Genomic DNA, 20,067 nt, shown 5'->3' on the forward strand with positions numbered 1-20,067 from the left:
TTCCCTGCCGTTCAGGTGGCCGGGGCGCTGGGCGTGGGCCTTTGCGTCAGCGGCTGGCTCTGCGACCATGACCGCCCCCCAACCCGGAAGTCTGCAATGAGCCTGTCCGCCGTTCCGCCCGCCTCCGATCCCGCCGCGACCAACGCTGGCGCTGCCTGGTCGCCGGAGAGCTGGCGTGGCAAGACCGCGCTGCAGATGCCGACCTACCCGGACCCGGTGGCATTGGACGCGGCCCTGCATGAGCTGAAACGGCTGCCGCCGCTGGTCACCTCGTGGGAGATCCTGGCACTGAAGCAGCAGCTGGCCGAGGCCCAGGAAGGCAAGCGCTTCCTGCTGCAGGGCGGCGACTGCGCCGAGAACTTCAGCGACTGCGAATCGGGCACCATCTCCAACCGCCTGAAGGTACTGCTGCAGATGAGCCTGGTGCTGGTGCACGGCCTGCGCCAGCCGGTGATCCGCGTTGGGCGCTTTGCCGGCCAGTACGCCAAGCCGCGTTCGGCCGACACCGAGACCCGTGACGGCCTGACCCTGCCCAGCTACCGCGGTGATGTGATCAACGCACCGGCGTTCACCGAAGCAGCGCGCCTGCCGGACCCGAAGCGGATGCTGCAGGCCCACGCGCATTCGGCGATGACGATGAACTTCGTGCGTGCGCTGATCGACGGCGGTTTCGCCGACCTGCACCACCCCGAATACTGGAACCTGGAGTGGGTAAGCCACTCCCCGCTGGCGGCCGAGTACCAGAAGATGGTGGCCTCGATCGGCGATGCGGTGCACTTCATGGAGACCTTGGCCGGGGCCCGCGTGCACAACCTCAACCGCATCGACTTCTACACTTCGCACGAAGCGCTGCTGCTGCCCTACGAGCAGGCGTTGACCCGCCAGGTGCCGCGCCAGCAGGGCTGGTTGAACCTGAGCACGCATTACCCGTGGATCGGCATGCGCACGGCCGCGCTCGATGGCGCGCACGTGGAGTACCTGCGTGGCGTGCGCAATCCGATTGCGATCAAGGTGGGCCCGTCGGTGACGCCGGACCAGCTGCTGCGCCTGATCGATGTGCTCAACCCACATGACGAGCCGGGCCGCCTGAGCTTCATCCATCGGATGGGCGCAACGCAGATCGCCGAGAAACTGCCGCCGCTGCTGGACGCGGTCAAGCGTGATGGTCGCCGCGTGCTGTGGGTGTGCGATGCGATGCATGGCAATACCGAAAGCACCGCCAACGGTTTCAAGACACGCCGCTTCGACAACGTGCGTGGCGAGGTGGAGATGTCGTTCGATCTGCATGCGGCCGCCGGTACGCGCCTGGGCGGTGTGCATCTGGAACTGACCGGCGAGGACGTGACCGAGTGCATCGGCGGCGCGCGCGAACTGACCGAGCGCGACCTGGAGCGTGCATACCGTTCGACCGTGGACCCGCGGTTGAACTACGAGCAGTCGCTGGAGATCGCGATGGCGATCGTGCGCAAGCAGGAGCAAGTGCGGTAAGTGCGTTGCGGCAGGGCTTGCAGCCCTGCACCTGCGGACGCAACGGCAACGGCAACGGCCGAAGCAACGGCAACAGCACTCATTCCGTGGGATGGCGGGGCGGTGTCGGAGTGCGGGGACGCTGCAAGTACGTCCCTGTAAGCTTGGCAGCCGCATCCATGCGGCTGACACCCCGCACTCCGACACCGCCCCACCTTTGACAGATTCCCGCGGCTGTTGGTAGGTGTCGACCTTGGTCGACACGGTAGATCCACGCCATGCGTGGATGCTTTGGGATTCCAATTCGAAATACTCGATTCCGATGGAGATTCATCCACGCATGGCGTGGATCTACTGCAGATCGCGGGAATCTGTCGAAGGCGGAGTGGGTCCGGTTGCGGGAGTGTCCGCGGCATGGATGCCGCGGCCAAGCCCCCATGGATGGGTTTACGGCGTCTCCCGCAACCGGACCCACCCCGCCATCCCACAGCAAACCCGCTTCTGCTTCGGCTGCTGCTGTTGCCGTTGCTGTTGCTTCGGCTTCTGGGCAGGTGCAGGGCTGCAAGCCCTGCCGACCAACACCCTCCTTACAAACGACTGACGTGACGCTCATGCGCCATGCGCGAGTCTGTCCACCTGGCGGTTCGACTGGAGGTGACAACGGTGCACTGGCAGAGCGCACAGGCCTACGCATGGCCGTTGGGATTGGCTGTGGTGGTGGGCGGCATCGGCGCGTGGCTGATCCTGTGGATCTACCACCGGCTGAAAGGGCGTGATCGGCGGCGCGCGCGCATCGGCCGTGTGCTCGGGCTGCCAATGGCCACCGCATGGCCGCTGCTGCTGTTGATCCCTGCGTTGCAGGCCACGCCGCTGCAGGATCCCCTTCTGGGCAACCTGCAACGGGTGCTGCATATCGCACTGACCGCCTGCTTCATCTGGTTGCTGGTACGCGCAGTGGCAGCGGGTGAGCGGGCCATCCTGCGCAGCCATCCCATCGACGTCTCCGACAATCTGGAAGCGCGCCGCATCCAGACCCAGACGCGGGTGCTCAGCCGCGTGCTGATGGGCGGCATCATCGTGCTGGGCGCTTCGCTGGTGCTGCTGACCTTCCCCATGGTGCAGAAGATCGGCACCGCGCTGCTGGCCTCGGCGGGCCTGATCGGCCTGGTGGCCGGTATCGCCGCAAAGCCTGTGTTCGGCAACCTGATCGCTGGCCTGCAGATCGCAGTGACCCAGCCGATCCGGCTGGACGATGTGGTGATCGTCGAAGGCGAGTGGGGACGCATCGAGGAGATCGGCAGCAGCTACGTGGTGGTACGCATCTGGGACGAGCGGAGGATGGTGGTGCCGCTGACCTGGTTCATCGAGAACCCCTTCCAGAACTGGACCCGGCGCAGCGCCGATCTGCTCGGCACGGCGTTTCTGTGGCTGGACTATCGTGCCCCGATCGCGGCGATCCGCGCCGAGCTGGAGCGCATCTGCCAGGGCGAGGCATTGTGGGATGGCCGGGTCTGCGTGACCCAGGTGACCGAAACCAGCGAGCGTGCGATCCAGGTGCGCCTGCTGGTCAGTGCGCGCAGCTCGGGTGATGCCTTCGATCTGCGCTGCCTGGTGCGCGAACGCATGCTTGATTTCCTGGCACGTGAGCATCCGCAGTCGCTGCCGCAGCTGCGTGCGCGGCTGCAGCATGCTGATGAGCTGGACATGCCGCGTGGTCCACGTGCACGTACTGCAGATGTGCGTTCGCCGGGGGCTGAAGACGGTGAGGCGGCAATCGTGCCGATGGAGCCGGAACCCGAACGGTAGCGCCGGCCGCTGGCCGGCGATCCCGGATCTGCCGGCCAGCGGCCGGCACTACCGGATCAAGGCTCGCCGGCGTCGATCAGCGTGTCGGTGCCGAAGTGCGGTGGTCGCCGCGCGCGGGTGCGCTGTTCGTAGGCGTACGCCATTTCGATCAGCTTCGGTTCGCTCCAGGCGGTGCCCATGAACAGCAGGCCGACCGGCAGGCCATCGATCTGGCCCATCGGCACGCTGAGGCTGGGATAGCCGGCGACGGCGGCGGCACTGTAGCTCTCGCCGGGGAAGTCGTCCCCTTCGCTGCGGATCGGCCACGCTGTGCCGGTGGTCGGCGCGACCAGGGCGTCGAGCTGGTGGGCGGCGAGGGCGGCATCGATGCCTTCCGGGCCCGCCAACCGGCGCGCATCGCTGCGCGCGCGGATATAGGCGGGGTCGGCGAGGCCAGCGGTAGCGTCGGCTTCCACCAGCAGTTCCTGGCCGAACAGGCCCAGTTCCTGCTTGCTGTGCGCCTGGTTGAAGGCGATCAATTCGGCCAGGCTGTGCAGGGGAGCGCGGTGGGCGCTGAAGTAACGCTCCAGCCCGGCCTTGAACTCGTACAGCAGTACCTTGCGTTCGGCGTCGGCCCAGGCGCCCTGGTTGGGCAGCTCCACCGGCACCACGACGGCACCGGCCCGGCGCAGCTCGGTGGCGGCGTGTTCGATCAGTGGCGGCATGCCGCGGTATTTCAGCAGCGGCGTCTGCAGCAGGCCGATGCGCTTGCCACGCAGTCCCTGCGGATCCAGCCGCGCGGTGTAGTCGTACACCGCACGGCCGGGCATGGTGGCGGTGGCCGGGTCGGCATCATCGCGGCCGGCAATTGCGGTCAGTACGGCTGCAGCGTCGGCGACGCTGCGTGTCATCGGCCCCGCAGTGTCCTGACTGAAGGAAATCGGGATGATGCCGTCGCGGCTGACCAGGCCGACGGTCGGCTTGAGGCCGACGATGCCATTGATCGCCGCCGGGCAGACGATGCTGCCGTCGGTTTCGGTACCGATTGCTACGCTGGCGAGGTTGGCGGCCACGGCTACCGCGCTGCCGCTGCTGGAGCCGCAAGGCGAGTGGCTGAGCCGATAGGGATTGCGGGTCTGGCCGCCGCGCGCGCTCCAGCCGGAGACCGAATCGTTGCCGCGGAAATTGGCCCATTCGCTGAGGTTGGTCTTGCCCAGCACGACGGCGCCGGCGTCGCGCAGCCGGCGTACCAGATAGGCGTCGTCCGGTCGGAAGCCCTGCAGGGCCAGAGAGCCGGCACTGGTGGCCATCGGCGCAGCGTTGATGTTGTCCTTCAACAGCAGCGGGATGCCGTGCAGCGGGCCGCGCAGGTGGCCGCTACGGCGCTCGCGGTCGCGCGCGGCGGCTTCCTTCAGGGCATCGGGGTTGAGCTCGATCACCGCGCGCAGGCGGGGCCCGGCACGGTCCAGGGCGGCGATGCGCTGCAGGTAGGCCTGGGTCAGGGTGGTGCTGTCCAGTTCACCGGCGGTCATCCGCGCCTGCAGGTCGGTAACATCGGTTTCGGCGTACGGGAACGGCACGTTGCGGCTCGCGGGTTCGGCCGCATGCGCGCTGGGCGTGGCCGGGCTGCAGCCAGCCGAAAGCAGCGCAGGCAGCGCGGCAAGCAGGCAGGTCAGCAGAGGCGGCAAGGACGGGCGCATGGGGCGGCTTGGTCGGCTCCAATCCCCAGTGTAGCCGGTGCTCAGCGGTGGCGCTTGCGCAGATCGCGGGCGAGGACGTAGACCACGATCAGGTTGATCGCCAGGATCGTCCACGACGGCCAGCCGGGGTGGTGGATGATCGCGAAGATGTCGAAGGGCAGGTACAGCGAGGCCGTCAGGCAGCCCAGCCAGGAAGCCCAGGCCTTGGCCCGCCACAGGCCCCAGGCTTCGACCAGGTGCAGCAGGCCGTAGCCGATCATCCCCGCTGCGGCCAGGTGGACCGCGTCGGGGCTGATCATATGCAGCAGCGAGGGCAGGGTGCCATGGTCCGGATCCAGGCTGAAACGCCGGATCAGGACCATGATGCCGTGCCGAAGCGGCTGCGGTCCGAGCACTTCCAGCCCGGTGGCGGCCAACAGCGCCAGCAACGCCTTGCTCGCTTCGAGCAGGGCGATGACGTGCAGGCCCGGATGCCGGTGTGGATCCGGGTTGTAGCCGCTCTGGTTCACGGGGTGCAGGCTCAGCCGCCGCGCGAAGCCTTTTTGCGGTCGCTCTCGGTCAGGAACTTCTTGCGCAGGCGGATCTCCTTCGGGGTGATCTCGACCAGCTCGTCGTCTTCGATGAAGTCCAGGGCCTGTTCCAGCGAGTACTTGATCGCCGGGGTCAGCTGGATCGCATCGTCCTTGCCCGAAGCGCGCATGTTGGTCAGCGGCTTGGTCTTGATCGCGTTGACGGTCAGGTCGTTGTCCTTGGAGTGGATGCCGACCAGCTGACCTTCATACACGTTGTCGCCTTCGGCAGCGAAGAGCTTGCCGCGTTCCTGCAGCGGGCCCAGCGAGTAGGCCGGGGTGACGCCCGGCGCATTGGCGATCATCACGCCGTTGATGCGCTTTGCGATGGCGCCCTGTTCCTTCGGGCCGTAGTGGTCGAACACATGGAACAGCAGGCCCGAACCCTGGGTCAGGGTCTTGAACTCGTTCTGGAAGCCGATCAGGCCACGGGCCGGGATCTGGTACTCCAGGCGCACGCGCCCCTTGCCGTCCGATTCCATGTTCTTCAACTGGCCCTTGCGGGTGCCCAGCTTTTCCATCACGCCGCCCTGGTGGATTTCTTCGATGTCCACCACCAGCTGCTCGATCGGCTCCATCAGCTGGCCGTCGATTTCCTTGATGATCACTTCCGGGCGCGACACGGCCAGCTCGTAGCCTTCGCGGCGCATGTTCTCGATCAGCACCGACAGGTGCAGTTCGCCACGGCCGGAGACCAGGAACTTGTCGGCGTCTTCCAGCTGCTCGACCTTCAGGGCCACGTTGTGGACCTTTTCACGGTCCAGGCGGTCCTTGATCTGGCGGCTGGTCAGGAACTTGCCACCAGACAGGTCCTTGTTGCCGGCGAACGGCGAATTGTTCACCTGGAAGGTCATCGAGATGGTCGGCTCGTCGACGGTCAGCGCAGGCAGGGCTTCCGGGAAGTCCGGTGCGCAGATGGTGTCGGAGATGGTCAGCTCCTGGATGCCGGAGATGGCCACGATGTCGCCGGCCTCGGCCGAATCCTGCTCGATGCGCTCCAGGCCCATGAAGCCCAGCACCTGCAGCACCTTGCCGTTGCGCTTCTTGCCTTCACGGTCGATGACCGCGACCTGCATGTTCTTCTTCAGGGTGCCGCGCTGGATGCGGCCGATGCCGATCACGCCCACGAAGTTGTTGTAGTCCAGCTGGCTGATGCGCATCTGGAACGGGCCTTCCGGGTCCACTTCCGGCTTCGGCGCGTGCTGCATGATCGCTTCGTACAGCGGGGTCATGTCGCCGTCGCGCACGGTGTCTTCCAGGCCCGCGTAGCCATTCAGGCCCGAGGCGTAGACGATCGGGAAGTCCAGCTGCTCGTTGGTGGCACCGAGCTTGTCGAACAGGTCGAAGACCTGGTCGATCACCCACTCCGGACGGGCGCCCGGACGGTCGACCTTGTTGACCACGACGATCGGCTTGAAGCCCATCGCGAAGGCCTTCTGGGTCACGAAGCGGGTCTGCGGCATCGGGCCGTCCATCGCATCGACCAGGATCAGCACGGTGTCGACCATCGACAGCACGCGCTCGACCTCACCGCCGAAGTCGGCGTGGCCGGGGGTGTCGACGATGTTGATCCGGTTCTTGATGCCGGTCTTCTTGTCTTCCCAGGTGATGGCGGTGTTCTTGGCCAGGATGGTGATGCCGCGTTCCTTTTCCTGGTCGTTGCTGTCCATCACGCGCTCGGCGAGGACGGTGCGCTCGGACAGGGTGCCGGACTGCTTCAGCAGCTGGTCGACCAGGGTGGTCTTGCCATGGTCGACGTGGGCGACGATGGCGATGTTGCGAAGATTTTCGATGGACATACGAAAGGGGGCCAGTCGGCGCCGGATTTGGAAAAAGAAGTCCAACATTATACGTCGAACTTGACGATTCGCGAAAAGGTGGATTTCACGCCGGCGAAGCGGCCCATTCAGCTGGCTGTCCGCCGCTGCGGCCGAGGTCGCCAGGACCGGGCCTCTCGGCTCACCTTGCCCTGGCTGAAGGCGGGGGCTCCACCGATGGTCGAAGGCACCGCCGCCACGAGGCAGGTGTAAACTAGGTGGCTAGACGCATTCCCCTTTGCACCAAGGATCTTCATGTCCCTCATCGCCACTTTCGACACCACCCAGGGCCCGATCAAGGTCGAGCTGTTCGCCGACAAGGCGCCGCTGACCGTGGCCAACTTCGTGAACCTGGTCAAGCACGGCTTCTATGACGGGCTGATCTTCCATCGCGTGATCGCCGACTTCATGATCCAGGGCGGCTGCCCGCAGGGCCGTGGCACCGGCGGCCCGGGCTACAAGTTCGAAGACGAGAAGAATGGCGTGAAGCACGAGGTCGGCTCGCTGTCGATGGCCAACGCCGGCCCGAACACCAACGGCAGCCAGTTCTTCATCACCCACATCAAGACCGATTGGCTGGACGGCCGCCACACCGTCTTCGGCAAGGTCCTGGAAGGCCAGGCCATCGTCGATTCGGTCAAGCAGGGCGACGTGATCCATTCGATCACCCTGGAAGGCGACGTCGACGCCGTGCTGGCCGCCCAGGCCGACCGCGTCGCGGAGTGGAACAAGCACCTCGCCGCCTGACCCCCTTCGAAACGGCCACCCACGGGTGGCCGTTTCCCTGTTCCCCGCCGCCCGCCAGGCCTGCGTGGCTCCGCCCGCGGCGTCCCATCAAACGCTTGCAAGCAAGAGGAAACCCCCATGAAAGCACCCGTTCGTGTTGCCGTGACCGGCGCCGCCGGCCAGATCGGTTATGCCCTGCTGTTCCGCATCGCCTCCGGCGAAATGCTGGGCAAGGACCAGCCGGTCATCCTGCAGCTGCTGGAACTGCCGGTCGACAAGGCCCAGGCCGCCCTGAAGGGCGTGATGATGGAGCTGGAAGACTGCGCGTTCCCGCTGCTGGCCGGCATGGTCGGCACCGATGACGCCGAAGTCGCGTTCAAGGACGCCGACATTGCCCTGCTGGTCGGCGCACGTCCGCGTGGCCCGGGCATGGAGCGCAAGGACCTGCTGCTGGAGAACGCCAAGATCTTCACCGCCCAGGGCGCCGCGCTGAACAAGGTCGCCAGCCGTGACGTGAAGGTGCTGGTGGTCGGCAACCCGGCCAACACCAATGCCTACATCGCGATGAAGTCGGCCCCGGACCTGAAGCCGGAGAACTTCACCGCCATGCTGCGCCTGGACCACAACCGCGCGCTGAGCCAGCTGTCGGCCAAGCTCGGCAAGCCGGTCGGTGGGATGGAGAAGCTGGTGGTGTGGGGCAACCACAGCCCGACCATGTACCCGGACTACCGTTTCGCCACCGCCGACGGTGCGTCGATCGCCGATGCGATCAACGACCAGGAGTGGAACGCCAACACCTTCATCCCGACCGTCGGCAAGCGCGGCGCGGCGATCATCGAAGCCCGCGGCTCGTCCTCGGCAGCTTCGGCCGCCAATGCCGCCATCGACCACGTGCGTGACTGGGTGCTGGGCAGCAACGGCAAGTGGGTCACGATGGGCGTGCCGTCCGACGGTTCCTACGGCATTCCGGAAGGCGTGATCTTCGGTTTCGCGGTGACCACCGAGAACGGCAAGTACACCCTGGTCAAGGATCTGCCGATCGACGACTTCAGCCAGAAGTACATCGACAAGACCCTGGCCGAGCTGGAAGAAGAGCGCGCCGGCGTCGCCCACCTGCTGGGCTGATGCAGGCGGTACCGGCTCCGGTCGGTACGTCTTCCATCAAGGCAGGTACCGACCGTGGGCCGGTACTTTCCCATCGAGGTAGGTACCGACCGCTGGTCGGTACGCAGAAAACGGGGAAGCTCCGGCTTCCCCGTTTTTGTTTGGACGGATACAGAGCCGGATGATCCATCTGCACTACATCGACGACGCGCTGCTGGTGGCTGAAAAGCCCGCCGGCCTGCTGTCCGTGCCCGGCCGCAGCGCCGAGAACCAGGACTGCGTGGTCGCGCGCCTGCAGGCGCTGTATCCGGATGCGTTGACGGTGCATCGCCTGGACCAGGTGACCTCCGGCCTGCTGCTGCATGCGCGTGGCAAGGACATGCAGGCGGCGTTGTCGATGCAGTTCGAGCAGCGCCAGGTTGGCAAGCGGTATGAAGCCGTCGTGCAGGGTGTGATCGAAAGCGATGCCGGCGAAGTGGACCTGCCGTTGATCGTTGACTGGCCGAACCGGCCGAAGCAGATGGTCGACCATGAGCGCGGCAAGCCGGCGCTGACGCGTTGGCGCGTGCTGGCCCGCGATGTTGAAGCGCAGCGTACGCGCGTGGCGTTGGAACCGATCACCGGCCGCAGCCATCAGCTGCGGTTGCACATGGCCAGTATTGGCCATCCGATTGTTGGCGACGTGCTGTATGACGCGGCACCGGCGCAGCGCGTGCACCTGCATGCGTGCAGCCTGCAGTTCACCCACCCGGTGACGGACGAGGTGCTCGCGTTCGAGTCTGCGGCTCCGTTCTAGGGGTTCGGCAGGGCTTGCAGCCCTGCACCTGCTACGAACCGGAGCAACGTCAAAGGCCAAGGCGGCTCTGGTCTTCTGCTTGCTGGGCGGGGCGGTGTGGGTTGGCAGGACACGCCGTAAACCCCCCTCCGGGGGCCGGCCCAGCCGCTGGCGGCTGTGCGTTCGGGCGCTTGCAAAGCAGTGCTTCGCAAGCAAAGCGCCCTCACCCATGGGGGCTCGATGGCGCCATCCATGGCGCCAACGGTCCTGCCAACCCACACCGCCCCACCCCCGACAGATTCCTGCGGCGGTTGGTAACGGCTGTCGCTGTTGGTGTTGGTAGGTGTCGACCTTGGTCGACACGATTTTTCTGTCAGATATCGAATTGAATACTGAATCTGGGATCCGACCCCGTGTTCCGACAGATCGCGGAATCTGTCGAAGGCGGGGTGGGTCCGGTGGCGGGAGTGTCCGCGGCATGGATGCCGCGGCCAAGCCCCCACGGACGGGTTTACGGCGTCTCCCGCCACCGGACCCACCCCGCCATCCCCAAGTAGGCCAGCTTCTGCTGTTGCTTCGGCTTCGGCTTCGGCCTCTGCAGGTGCAGGTGCAGGGCGCAGCCCTGCATGAAAAACCCACCCCCTACCAAGGTAGGGCGGCCCGCGCGCCAGCGCCGGACTATCCTCGAACCCATGACTTTGTCTGGGAGGGCTGCGTCATGAACTACGAGGAAACCTACCGTCGCTCGATCGACGAGCCGGAGGCCTTCTGGGGCGAGGAAGCCAAGCGCATCCATTGGCACAAACCGCCGCAGCAGGTGCTCGACTACAGCAACCCGCCGTTCCGGCGCTGGTTCGTTGGCGGCGAAACCAATCTCTGCTACAACGCCGTCGACCGCCACCTGGCCGAGCGCGCCGACCAGCTCGCGCTGGTCGCCATTTCCACCGAAACCCACAGCACCCGCGAGATCACCTATCGCCAGCTGTATCGCGAAGTGAACGACTTCGCCGCCGTGCTCAAGCATCTCGGCGTCGGCCACGGTGACCGCGTGGTGATCTACATGCCGAACATGGCCGAAGCCGTGTTCGCGATGCTGGCCTGCGCGCGCATCGGCGCGGTGCATTCGGTGGTGTTCGGTGGCTTCGCCGCGCACAACCTGGCCCTGCGCATCGACGACGCCAAACCCAGGCTGCTGATCGCCGCCGATGCCGGCATGCGCGGTGGCAAGCTGATTCCGTACAAGCCGATGGTCGACGCCGCCTGCGCCGAAGCGGCGTCGCCTCCGCCACACGTGCTGATCGTCTCGCGTGGGCTGGATGCCGCCGAACCGCGCGTGCCGGGTCGCGACGTGGAGTACGCCGCGCTGCGCGCACAGGTTGGTGAAGTCGATGTGCCGGTGCAGTGGCTGGAAGCGAGCGAGCCGAGCTATCTGCTGTATACCTCCGGCACCACCGGCAAGCCGAAGGGCGTGCAGCGCGACGTGGGTGGCTACGCGGTGGCGATGGCGCAGTCGATGGAGACCGTGTTCGACTGCAAGCCGGGGCAGGTGATGTTCTCCACCTCCGATGTCGGCTGGGCGGTAGGCCATTCCTACAATGTGTACGGGCCCTTGATCGGCGGCTGCACGTCGCTGCTGTACGAAGGGTTGCCGACGAATCCGGACCCGGGCATCTGGTGGGCGCTGTGCGAGCAGTACAACGTTCGCACCATGTTCTCCTCACCCACCGCCATCCGCGTGCTGAAGAAGCACGACGCGGACTTCATCCATCGCCACGACCTGCGCGCCCTGAAGTACCTGTTCCTGGCCGGCGAGCCGCTGGACGAACCCACCGCGCACTGGATCAGCGAAGCGCTGGGCAAGCCGATCATCGACAACTACTGGCAGACCGAAACCGGCTGGCCGGCACTGACCCTGCTGCCGGGCCTGGAGATGAAGCCGGTGCGCTTCGGTTCACCGGGCTTCCCCAATCTCGGCTATCGGATGAAGGTGATCGACGAGAACACCGGAGAGGAGGTGGCACCGGGGCAGAAGGGCGTGCTGGTGGTGTCGCCGCCCTTGCCGCCGGGTTGCATGAGCACGGTGTGGAACGACGACAGCCGTTTCCTGCAGAGCTACTTCAGCCACTTCAAGGAACTGCTGTACAGCTCGCTGGACTGGGCGATCCGCGATGACGATGGCTACACCTTCATCCTCGGCCGTACCGACGATGTGATCAACGTGGCCGGGCACCGCCTGGGCACGCGCGAGATCGAGGAGGCCATCTCCAGCCATCCGCGCGTGGCCGAGGCTGCCGTGATCGGGGTCAAGGACGAGCTGAAGGGGCAGGTGCCGCTGGTGTTCGTCACCCTCAAGCAGGGGCTTGAGGGCGAGGATCCGGCGCCGGTGGTGGCCGAGATGATGGCGACGGTGACCACCTCGCTCGGTGCGGTGGCGCGCCCGGCGCACGTGCACGTGGTCAACGCGCTGCCCAAGACCCGTTCGGGCAAGCTGCTGCGGCGCTCGTTGCAGGCGTTGGCCGAGCAGCGCGACCCGGGCGACCTGTCGACGCTGGACGACCCTGGCGCGCTGGAGGAGATCCGCCGGGCGCTGGGCCGCTGACCGGGTAGTGCCGGCCGCTGGCCGGCATTGCCATCAATCCCGGGATCGCCGGCCAGCGGCCGGCACTGCCCGCGGCACTTGCGCTAAGCTCGGCCTGTCATCGACCTGCAACACGCGGTGCGCGCCGGGGAATGCGCGCGCCGCCCGGGGATGGCAATCAGGGGGGCGTGCCCGCACACGGCACGCTGGCATGGTGCATCAAGGGAGGGGGGAGGCAATGGCATTGCTGCACGCCAAGACGGCTGCTGGCCGTCAGGAAATCGAAGACCGTGGCCGGCGCCTGCCGGCGGCACTGCGTTCAATCCTGCTGATGGTCGATGGCCATCGCGATGACACCGAACTGCGCGGCCTGTTCGATGGCCTGCGCGCACCTCCGGATGCACTGGAGCAGCTGGCCGCACAGGGACTGATCGAGGTGATTGGCGGGAGCGTGGAGGCCGCTCCGGCGCGTGGCATCAGCACCGGCCGCGAACAGGACCCGGCGCTGTACCAGCAGTTGTACGACGCGATGAGCGAGGCGGTGCGGCGCCACCTGGGGCTGAAGGGCTACTTCATGCAGTTGAAGATCGAACGCTGCACCGATGCGCTGGCGCTGGAACGCCTGTGCCCGGAACTGCTGGCGGCGGTGGGCAAGGCGCGCAGCCCGGCGCTGGCGCAGCGCTGGTGGCAGGAAACCCAGTCCGCCGTAGTGAACGCTGGCAAAGAGGTCGTGCAGGCCTGAGCCACCGCGTAAAGTGATCGGTTCACTTCCCCACAAGGAGTCCCGCGTGCAGGACGACCACGATGACACCGACACCCCCGGCTGGGACGCGATCAATGCGGCGCTGGCGCCGCTGTATGCCGGGCAGGAGCCGCGACACTACGGCACCGCGCTTCCCTACACGCTCGGCGGCCAGGACCCGCTGGATGGCATCAGCGTGTACTGGGCGGATGCGCCGGTTCCGCATTGGCACTACATCACCTACGGTTTCTCCGAGCTGTATGCCAAGGAGAGCAGTGATGCAGATGCCAGCGGTTATGGTTTCGAGCTGACCTTCCGCCTCGCTGCCGAAGCCGGTGAGAATGCCGGCAGCACGCCGCCGGTGTGGCCGATGAACCTGTTGCAGAACCTGGCGCGCTATGTGTTCGGCAGTGGGAATGCATTCGAGGATGGCCACCACCTCAATGCCAACGGCCCGATCGCACTGGAGACCGACACGCGGCTGTGCCACCTGGCGTTCATCGCCGACCCGCAGTTGCCGGCACGCGACACCGCCAATGGCCACCTGCAGTTCCTGCAGCTGGTCGGGCTGACCGATGAGGAGATGGAGGCGGTCAAGCGCTGGTCGACGCGTGGCGTGCTGCAGGCACTGCAGCCAGCGATGCCGCTGTGGATCAGCGACCTGCATCGCCGCAACCTGCTGGAAGATCCGGCATTGGCCGCACGGGTGAGGGCCGGCAGCGAGCGCGAGGGCTCCAGCACCGGCATGCTGTTCATCGAGACGTTGGACTGGCGGCAGGAGGCCGGCGTCACTACGCTGGTGCTCGGCGCGGGCCAGGTCGCCAGCGTGTGCGAACTGCTGCCGCTGCGCCTGTGCCACGGAAAGTCGCTGGAACTGGTCAGTCGCGAGCGGCAATGGGCGTTCATTCCAGCCGGGCATGGCGACGTGGGCGAACTGTCGGCGGACAGCGCGCGCTGGGCGCTGGACGAGGCGGGGCTGCGGGCCCTGGCCGGCGTGCGTGCCGAACGTGGCATCTACCCGTTGACGGAGGCGCTGCGCATCGACGTGGTGCCGACCTGTCTGCGCGATGCCAAGGGCGAAGTGATCCGCCAGATCGGCTGAGTGTGAGAATGCAACGGATGGGGTCAGATCCGTTCGCCACGCGAACGGCTCTGACCCCGGGGTCATCCTCAGGCCAGGCCTTCGGCCTTCAGCGCGGCCTGCACGCCGGCATCGGCGTCCATGCGTGCCTTGTAGGCGGCCAGGTTGTCCAGGCCGGACAGATCAACCTTGGCACCGGCGGCCCAGCGCAGGGTGATGTAGAAGTACGGGTCGGCGAAGCTGCGGAAGCCGGCCAGCCATGGCTTGTCGGCCAGCTGCCTGTCGGCGGTCTCGAACAGGCCACGCAGGCGCTTGTGCGCGGCGGCGCGGATCGCGTCGTACTGGCTCTCGTCGGCGATGAACTTGCCCGGCGCGAACAGCGGCGAGAAGGCCGGGTGCACGTCGGAATTGACGAAGGCCAGCCAGCGGGTGGCTTCGGCGCGCTGGCGCGGACTGCCATCACCGCCGAGGCCGGCCTGCGGGAAGCTGTCGGCGATGTAGCCCATGATCGCGGCGTTCTGCAGCAGCACGAAGTCGCCGTCGACCAGCGCGGGAACGGCACCGGCCGGATTGATCTTGAGGAATTCCGGCCCCTTCAGGGTGTCCTTGTTCAGCAGTTCAACCTCGAACGGCTGGCCGGTCCACTGCAGGGCGATGTGGTCGGCGGTGGAACAGGCACCGGGCTTGCTGTACAGCTTCATGGGAACTCCAGGTGATGCGGGCGGGAAACGCCCACTATCCCAGAGCCCGGCGGCGGCCGGCAACGCTGCCGCCAGCACGGATCGTTACGACTGCCGCGGCTTGAGGTTCTGCACCTTGTAGAAGGTGTGATCGCCGATGGTCGCCACCTGGTAGGCGTTGCGCCAGTTCGGGCTGGCGATGGACAGCGCGGCGAAGTGGCTGGCACCGGGCACGATCTCGCGGCGTTCGCCGGCCGGCAGCGCCCAGTTGCGCTCGGCGTCGAAGGCCACGTTCATCGCTTCGCTCCACGCCGCGTCATTGCCCAGCTGGGTGCCGGGGGAGACGATGGTCGGTGCGAACTGCTTGCGCGCGGTGACCACCTGGCACATCGAGTCGCCCCACAGGCCACTGTCGAGACGGCGCAGGGCGACCTCGGCAACAGCCTGCTGGCCGCGCAGGGTCTGGTCGCGGGCTTCCAGGTACACGGTGGTGCTCAGACACAGTGAATCAGCGGCCGGCTGAGGCAACAACTGCGACAACCAGAGAATCCAGGCCAGTTTCATATAACTCCTTGCTCCGTATGGGCCGCACCCTCCGGTTCCGGCCGCGGGGCGACAGGAGGCGGGTACGACTTGGCGTCATGGGGAGGCGGCCATCGGGGCCGCCCCGTGGGCAGCCCCAAAAGAAACGATCAGTACCGATCGTGGGGGACTGCGCCGGCTCACCGGAAACTGGCTGGTGAGCGGAAAGATGGCGCAAGGTAGGGGGGCATAGCCGAACGCATCGTGAACCGCTCGGCTTGACATTCAGGTTCGACCGGGGTGACGGAAATCACATTCCGTCCCCCATTCAGGCGCTCATCAGAGCGCGGCGGCGACCCGGCTGCCCTGGTCGATGGCGCGTTTCGCATCCAGTTCGGCGGCCACGTCGGCACCACCGATCAGCTGCGCGTTGATGCCGGCCGCCTGCAGTTCGGCCTGCAGCGTGCGGTTCGGTTCCTGCCCGGCGCAGATCACCACATGGTCGACCGGCAGCAGCTGTTCGCTGCCGTCCACGCGGATGCGCAGGCCCTCGTCGTCCACCCCGAGGTACTCGACGCCACCGAGCATGCGCACGCCCTTGGCCTTCAGCGTGGCGCGATGGATCCAGCCGGTGGTCTTGCCCAGCCGCGCGCCCGGCTTGCCCGGGCTGCGCTGCAGCAGCCACAGGCGCCGCGGTGACGGCTCGACCTCGGGCCGGCCCAGCGAGCCGCGTGCCTCGAAGCTGGCGTCCACGCCCCATTCGGCCATCCAGCGCTGCGGATCCAGCGAGGGGGATTCACCGGCGTGGCTGAGGAATTCGCCGACATCGAAGCCGATGCCGCCGGCGCCGATGATCGCTGCATTGGTGCCCACTTCGACCCGTCCCAGCAGCACGTCCAGATAGCTCACCACCTTGGCGTGATCGGCACCGGGGAAATCGACCTTGCGCGGGGTGATGCCGGTGGCCAGCACCACCTCGTCGAAGCCAGTCAGTTGGGAAGCGTCGGCGCGGGTACCCAGGCACAGCTGTACGCCGGTCTCCTGCAGCGCGTGGCGGAAGTAGCGCAGGGTCTCGTGGAACTCTTCCTTGCCGGGGATGCGCTTGGCCACGTTGAACTGGCCGCCGATCTCATCATTGGCATCGAACAGGGTGACCTGGTGGCCACGCTGGGCAGCGACTGTGGCACAGGCCAGGCCGGCGGGGCCGGCACCGACCACCGCAACCTTCTTCGGCGCAGCGGTGGGACGATAGACCAGCTCGGTCTCGTGGGCGGCGCGCGGATTGACCAGGCAGCTGGCCAGCTTGTTCTCGAACACATGGTCCAGGCAGGCCTGGTTGCAGGCGATGCAGGTGTTGATCGCCTCCGCGCGGCCGGCACGGGCCTTGTTCGGCCACTGCGGGTCGGCCAGCAGCGGGCGTGCCAGCGACACCATGTCGGCGCCGCCACCGGCCAGGATGCGTTCGGCAACGTCGGGCATGTTGATGCGGTTGGTCGCCACCAGCGGAACCTTCACATGCGGCTTGAGCTTGGCGGTGACACCTGCAAAGGCCGCGCGCGGCACCGAGGTGGCGATGGTCGGAACGCGCGCTTCGTGCCAGCCGATGCCGGAATTGATGATCGTTGCGCCAGCCGCCTCGATCGCCTGCGCCTGTTGAACGATCTCGTCCCAGTCGCTGCCGTCGTCGACCAGATCCACCAGTGACAGGCGGTAGATGATGATGAAGTCCGGGCCGCAGGCCTCGCGGATGCGGCGCACGATCTCCACAGCGAAGCGCATGCGCTGGCGCGCGTCGCCACCCCAGGCATCGGTGCGCTTGTTGGTGCGCGGAGCGATGAACTCGTTGATGAGGTAGCCCTCCGAGCCCATCACTTCCACGCCGTCGTAGCCGGCCTCGCGGGCCAGCTTGGCGCTGCGAGCATAGTCGGCGATATGGCGCTCTACGCCGCTGGCCGACAATGCGCGCGGGGTGAACGGGTTGATCGGTGCCTTCAGCTTCGACGGTGCCACCGACAGCGGGTGGTAGGCATAGCGGCCGGCATGCAGCAGCTGCAGGCAGATCTTCGCGCCGTGCTGGTGCGCGGCGGCGGTGAGCTGGCGGTGCGGGCGCACTTCCCAGGGCCAGGACAGCTTGCCGCCGAATGGCTTCAGCCAACCGACCACATTGGGCGCGAAGCCGCCGGTGACGATCAGGCCGACGCCGCCCTCGGCGCGCTCGGCGAAGTAGGCCGCCAGCCGCGGGAAGTCGCGGGCGCGATCTTCCAGGCCGGTGTGCATCGAGCCCATCAATACGCGGTTGCGAAGCTGGGTGAAGCCCAGGTCCAGCGGGGCGAACAGGTGGGGATAGGCGCTTTCGTTGGCTGGCGACATGGTCGATACGCTTGCGTACGGAAGCGCGAAGCGTGCCGCGAAACGGCGGCCGGGGCAAGGGCCGCTTCTTTGCGAGGGCCGGCCGCTGTCTGGCGGTTTGGTAGTGCCGGCCGCTGGCCGGCATTCCGGTCAACTCAGGGCGATTGCGGTTGCCGGCCAGCGGCCGGCACAACCGGAGCGGGCCGACCGATCCCGAACCAGCCCAGCGTCATTCCGCACAGCGGACCGATCAGCAGGGCGAAGGCGAGGGTGCCGGGGCCGACATTGCCGCCCAGCCACCAGCCCAGCAGCAGGACGCTGCCTTCGATCAAACTGCGCACCTTCCAGATCGGCCAGCCGGTGCGGGCATGCAGGCCGGTCATCAGGCCATCGCGTGGACCCGGGCCGAGGCGGGCGCCGATGTACAGGCCGGTGGCCAGGGCCACCAGCAGCATGCCCGCGCAGAACATCGCCAGCTGCCAGCCAAGGCCGACGGCCGGCGGCAGCAGCCACAGCCCGAACTGCGCAGAGGGACCGATCAGCATCACGTTGAGCACGGTGCCGACGCCCGGCTTCTGGCGCAGCGGCCACCACAGCAGGAGCACCAATGCACCGATGGCATTGGTTGCCAGGCCGAATGACAGCGGCGTCTGCGCAGCGATGCCCTGCGACAGCACATCCCAGGGTGCCACGCCGATGGCGGCGCGGATCATCAGCGAGGCGCCGAAGCCGTACAGGAACAGGCCGGTGATCAATTGCAGCAGGCGCAAGGGCAGGGCGGTGGGCATGGCGGTCCGGGGGGGGGGCTGTTTCCACCGTATCGCTGTTTCTGCATCATCCATAGATACAGATGCCGGCCAATTCGGCGCTACAGGCAGCGTCGATCCCGCATGCGGGCGGTTGTGCAGGGCCGAGCCCGTGTTCTGCCGGTGGCGGCAGGCACAGCAGCCGAGCGTGGGCTCGGCTCTACATCACCCCGTCAGTCGTCCCAGCCGACCAGCGCCAGCTTGCCTACCGTGCGCCCGCCGGCCAGGCGCTGCTGCGCGATGTCCAGGTTGGCCGCATTGATCGTGCCCAGCGTTTCCTTGAGCGTGCCACGCAACTGGCCGGCATCGATCATGCTGGCCGCACGGCTGAGGATGCGGTGCTGTTCGATGCAGTCGGCGGTGGCGAAGCGCGAACGCGCGAACATGAACTCCCAGTGGATGCCGATACATTTGGCCTTGTAGGGATCGCCGATGCGCAGCGCACCCCGCGGCTCGACGATCAGGCCGACGTGGCCCTGCGGTGCCAGCAGCTGGCCCAGTTCATCCCAGTAGTGGTCGGTGTCGGCCAGATTGAGCGCGACCTGCACCGCATCGATGCCCAGCGCCTGCACCTGGGGCTGCAGTGGCTGCCGATGGTCGATCACATGCGTGGCCCCCATCTGTCGGCACCAGTCGATCGAGGCCTCGCGCGAGGCGGTGGCGATCACCTCGAAACCGGCATGGCGTGCGAGCTGGATCGCCATCGAGCCGACGCCGCCGGCGCCGCCGATCACCAGCAGGTGCTGGCCCACGTGGCGGCGGCCATCGAGCTGCAGCGGCATGCGCTGGAACAGCAGTTCCCAGGCTGTGAGGGTGGTCAGCGGCAGCGCGGCCGCTTCAGCGAAATCGAGCGTGGTCGGCTTGCGGGCGACCAGGCGCTCATCAACCCACTGGTACTGGGCGTTGCAGCCCGGTCGGGTAACGTCACCGGCGAAGTAGACCTCGTCACCGGAGGCGAACAGGCTGGCCTCGTCACCGATGGCTTCGACCACGCCGGCTGCGTCCCAGCCGAGCACCCGGGGCACCTCAAGGGTGGCCGGATCGGTGGCGGCGCGCTGCTTGCCATCGACGGGGTTGACCGATACCGCTTCGATCCGCACCAGCAGATCGCGGCCGCGAGGAGGCAGCGGCGGCGGCAGCAGGACATCACGCAGGGCGGGCGCGTATTCACGACTCAGGGCGACGGCTTTCATCACGGCTCCGGCTGGGTTCGTGATCCCATCATAAGGTTCCTCACGTTTCCGCAAACGCGCTGAACTGTGTGATGCAGCACGTTGCGCAATATGTCGCTTCTCGCCCCTAAACTCCATCAAACCCTTGCAGCGTGTGGGTCTTGCGGATTTTCATCATCCTGTATAGGGTTTCA

16 protein-coding genes are annotated in these 20,067 nt (G+C 66.9%); 8 read left to right on the forward strand and 8 right to left on the reverse strand.

Annotated features, from left to right (window positions below; translation table 11 throughout):
• Positions 1 to 96: 96 nt before the first annotated feature.
• Positions 97 to 1,488, forward strand: a complete 1,392-nt coding sequence (locus tag ACMGRF_RS02330; protein ID WP_049416185.1) for a class II 3-deoxy-7-phosphoheptulonate synthase — start codon at positions 97 to 99, stop codon at positions 1,486 to 1,488.
• Between the two features lie 597 nt (positions 1,489 to 2,085).
• Positions 2,086 to 3,273: a mechanosensitive ion channel family protein gene (locus ACMGRF_RS02335; RefSeq protein ID WP_245151015.1), complete on the forward strand. Its 1,188-nt coding sequence runs from the start codon at positions 2,086 to 2,088 to the stop codon at positions 3,271 to 3,273.
• Between the two features lie 56 nt (positions 3,274 to 3,329).
• On the opposite strand, the gene ACMGRF_RS02340 is transcribed toward ACMGRF_RS02335, so the two are convergent.
• From ACMGRF_RS02340 to typA, 3 genes are read right to left on the reverse strand one after another with little or no spacing between them, the layout of a single operon-like run.
• Positions 3,330 to 4,952, reverse strand: a complete 1,623-nt coding sequence (locus ACMGRF_RS02340; protein WP_049414694.1) for an amidase — start codon at positions 4,950 to 4,952, stop codon at positions 3,330 to 3,332.
• A 41-nt stretch (positions 4,953 to 4,993) separates the two neighbouring features.
• On the reverse strand, positions 4,994 to 5,461 hold the full coding sequence (locus ACMGRF_RS02345; RefSeq protein WP_414485605.1) for a DUF2127 domain-containing protein: 468 nt from the start codon (positions 5,459 to 5,461) through the stop codon (positions 4,994 to 4,996).
• Positions 5,462 to 5,472: 11 nt separating this feature from the next.
• Positions 5,473 to 7,320, reverse strand: a complete 1,848-nt coding sequence (typA, locus tag ACMGRF_RS02350; protein ID WP_005415427.1) for a translational GTPase TypA — start codon at positions 7,318 to 7,320, stop codon at positions 5,473 to 5,475.
• Between the two features lie 273 nt (positions 7,321 to 7,593).
• Between typA and ACMGRF_RS02355 the strand changes: the two genes are divergently transcribed.
• The 6 genes from ACMGRF_RS02355 (at position 7,594) to ACMGRF_RS02380 (ending at position 14,365) form a co-directional block, all read left to right on the forward strand.
• The gene (locus tag ACMGRF_RS02355; RefSeq protein ID WP_005408225.1) at positions 7,594 to 8,085 is read left to right on the forward strand and encodes a peptidylprolyl isomerase; all 492 of its coding nucleotides are present in this window, start codon (positions 7,594 to 7,596) and stop codon (positions 8,083 to 8,085) included.
• Between the two features lie 117 nt (positions 8,086 to 8,202).
• Positions 8,203 to 9,189, forward strand: a complete 987-nt coding sequence (locus ACMGRF_RS02360) for a malate dehydrogenase (RefSeq protein ID WP_005415428.1) — start codon at positions 8,203 to 8,205, stop codon at positions 9,187 to 9,189.
• Positions 9,190 to 9,349: 160 nt separating this feature from the next.
• Complete coding sequence (locus tag ACMGRF_RS02365) at positions 9,350 to 9,964, forward strand: RluA family pseudouridine synthase (protein ID WP_180880056.1); 615 nt, start codon at positions 9,350 to 9,352, stop codon at positions 9,962 to 9,964.
• Positions 9,965 to 10,661: 697 nt separating this feature from the next.
• A complete protein-coding gene (gene prpE, locus ACMGRF_RS02370) occupies positions 10,662 to 12,542 on the forward strand; it encodes a propionate--CoA ligase (RefSeq protein ID WP_049416143.1) in 1,881 nt (626 codons plus the stop codon).
• 217 nt (positions 12,543 to 12,759) lie between these two features.
• The gene (locus tag ACMGRF_RS02375; protein ID WP_005415431.1) at positions 12,760 to 13,263 is read left to right on the forward strand and encodes a hypothetical protein; all 504 of its coding nucleotides are present in this window, start codon (positions 12,760 to 12,762) and stop codon (positions 13,261 to 13,263) included.
• Between the two features lie 46 nt (positions 13,264 to 13,309).
• Positions 13,310 to 14,365: a suppressor of fused domain protein gene (locus tag ACMGRF_RS02380; protein WP_180880058.1), complete on the forward strand. Its 1,056-nt coding sequence runs from the start codon at positions 13,310 to 13,312 to the stop codon at positions 14,363 to 14,365.
• Positions 14,366 to 14,433: 68 nt separating this feature from the next.
• Here the strand turns inward: ACMGRF_RS02380 and ACMGRF_RS02385 are convergent, their stop codons facing one another.
• The 5 genes from ACMGRF_RS02385 to ACMGRF_RS02405 all read right to left on the reverse strand — a co-directional run bounded on the left by ACMGRF_RS02385 (position 14,434) and on the right by ACMGRF_RS02405 (position 19,894).
• Entirely contained in the window at positions 14,434 to 15,045 is a 612-nt protein-coding gene (locus ACMGRF_RS02385) for a glutathione S-transferase N-terminal domain-containing protein (RefSeq protein ID WP_049416149.1), read from the reverse strand.
• A gap of 84 nt (positions 15,046 to 15,129) precedes the next feature.
• Complete coding sequence (locus ACMGRF_RS02390; RefSeq protein ID WP_004154513.1) at positions 15,130 to 15,588, reverse strand: cell wall hydrolase; 459 nt, start codon at positions 15,586 to 15,588, stop codon at positions 15,130 to 15,132.
• Between the two features lie 297 nt (positions 15,589 to 15,885).
• The gene (locus ACMGRF_RS02395) at positions 15,886 to 17,916 is read right to left on the reverse strand and encodes an FAD-dependent oxidoreductase (RefSeq protein ID WP_414485606.1); all 2,031 of its coding nucleotides are present in this window, start codon (positions 17,914 to 17,916) and stop codon (positions 15,886 to 15,888) included.
• Positions 17,917 to 18,050: 134 nt separating this feature from the next.
• A complete protein-coding gene (locus ACMGRF_RS02400; RefSeq protein ID WP_414485607.1) occupies positions 18,051 to 18,683 on the reverse strand; it encodes a YczE/YyaS/YitT family protein in 633 nt (210 codons plus the stop codon).
• A gap of 191 nt (positions 18,684 to 18,874) precedes the next feature.
• Positions 18,875 to 19,894, reverse strand: coding sequence for a zinc-binding alcohol dehydrogenase family protein (locus ACMGRF_RS02405; RefSeq protein ID WP_263468000.1), 1,020 nt, complete (start codon positions 19,892 to 19,894; stop codon positions 18,875 to 18,877).
• Positions 19,895 to 20,067 lie beyond the last annotated feature (173 nt).

This window comes from Stenotrophomonas sp. EMP41, assembly GCF_047495535.1.
Taxonomy (GTDB): domain Bacteria; phylum Pseudomonadota; class Gammaproteobacteria; order Xanthomonadales; family Xanthomonadaceae; genus Stenotrophomonas; species Stenotrophomonas sepilia.

Coding starts and splice junctions, on each gene's coding strand:
- ACMGRF_RS02330 (WP_049416185.1), top strand. CDS start 97: ATGAGCCTGTCCGCCGTTCCGCCCGCCTCCGATCCCGCCGCGACCAAC.
- ACMGRF_RS02335 (WP_245151015.1), top strand. CDS start 2,086: ATGCGCGAGTCTGTCCACCTGGCGGTTCGACTGGAGGTGACAACGGTG.
- ACMGRF_RS02340 (WP_049414694.1), bottom strand. CDS start 4,952: ATGCGCCCGTCCTTGCCGCCTCTGCTGACCTGCCTGCTTGCCGCGCTG.
- typA (WP_005415427.1), bottom strand. CDS start 7,320: ATGTCCATCGAAAATCTTCGCAACATCGCCATCGTCGCCCACGTCGAC.
- ACMGRF_RS02355 (WP_005408225.1), top strand. CDS start 7,594: ATGTCCCTCATCGCCACTTTCGACACCACCCAGGGCCCGATCAAGGTC.
- ACMGRF_RS02360 (WP_005415428.1), top strand. CDS start 8,203: ATGAAAGCACCCGTTCGTGTTGCCGTGACCGGCGCCGCCGGCCAGATC.
- ACMGRF_RS02365 (WP_180880056.1), top strand. CDS start 9,350: ATGATCCATCTGCACTACATCGACGACGCGCTGCTGGTGGCTGAAAAG.
- prpE (WP_049416143.1), top strand. CDS start 10,662: ATGAACTACGAGGAAACCTACCGTCGCTCGATCGACGAGCCGGAGGCC.
- ACMGRF_RS02375 (WP_005415431.1), top strand. CDS start 12,760: ATGGCATTGCTGCACGCCAAGACGGCTGCTGGCCGTCAGGAAATCGAA.
- ACMGRF_RS02385 (WP_049416149.1), bottom strand. CDS start 15,045: ATGAAGCTGTACAGCAAGCCCGGTGCCTGTTCCACCGCCGACCACATC.
- ACMGRF_RS02390 (WP_004154513.1), bottom strand. CDS start 15,588: ATGAAACTGGCCTGGATTCTCTGGTTGTCGCAGTTGTTGCCTCAGCCG.
- ACMGRF_RS02395 (WP_414485606.1), bottom strand. CDS start 17,916: ATGTCGCCAGCCAACGAAAGCGCCTATCCCCACCTGTTCGCCCCGCTG.
- ACMGRF_RS02400 (WP_414485607.1), bottom strand. CDS start 18,683: ATGCCCACCGCCCTGCCCTTGCGCCTGCTGCAATTGATCACCGGCCTG.
- ACMGRF_RS02405 (WP_263468000.1), bottom strand. CDS start 19,894: ATGAAAGCCGTCGCCCTGAGTCGTGAATACGCGCCCGCCCTGCGTGAT.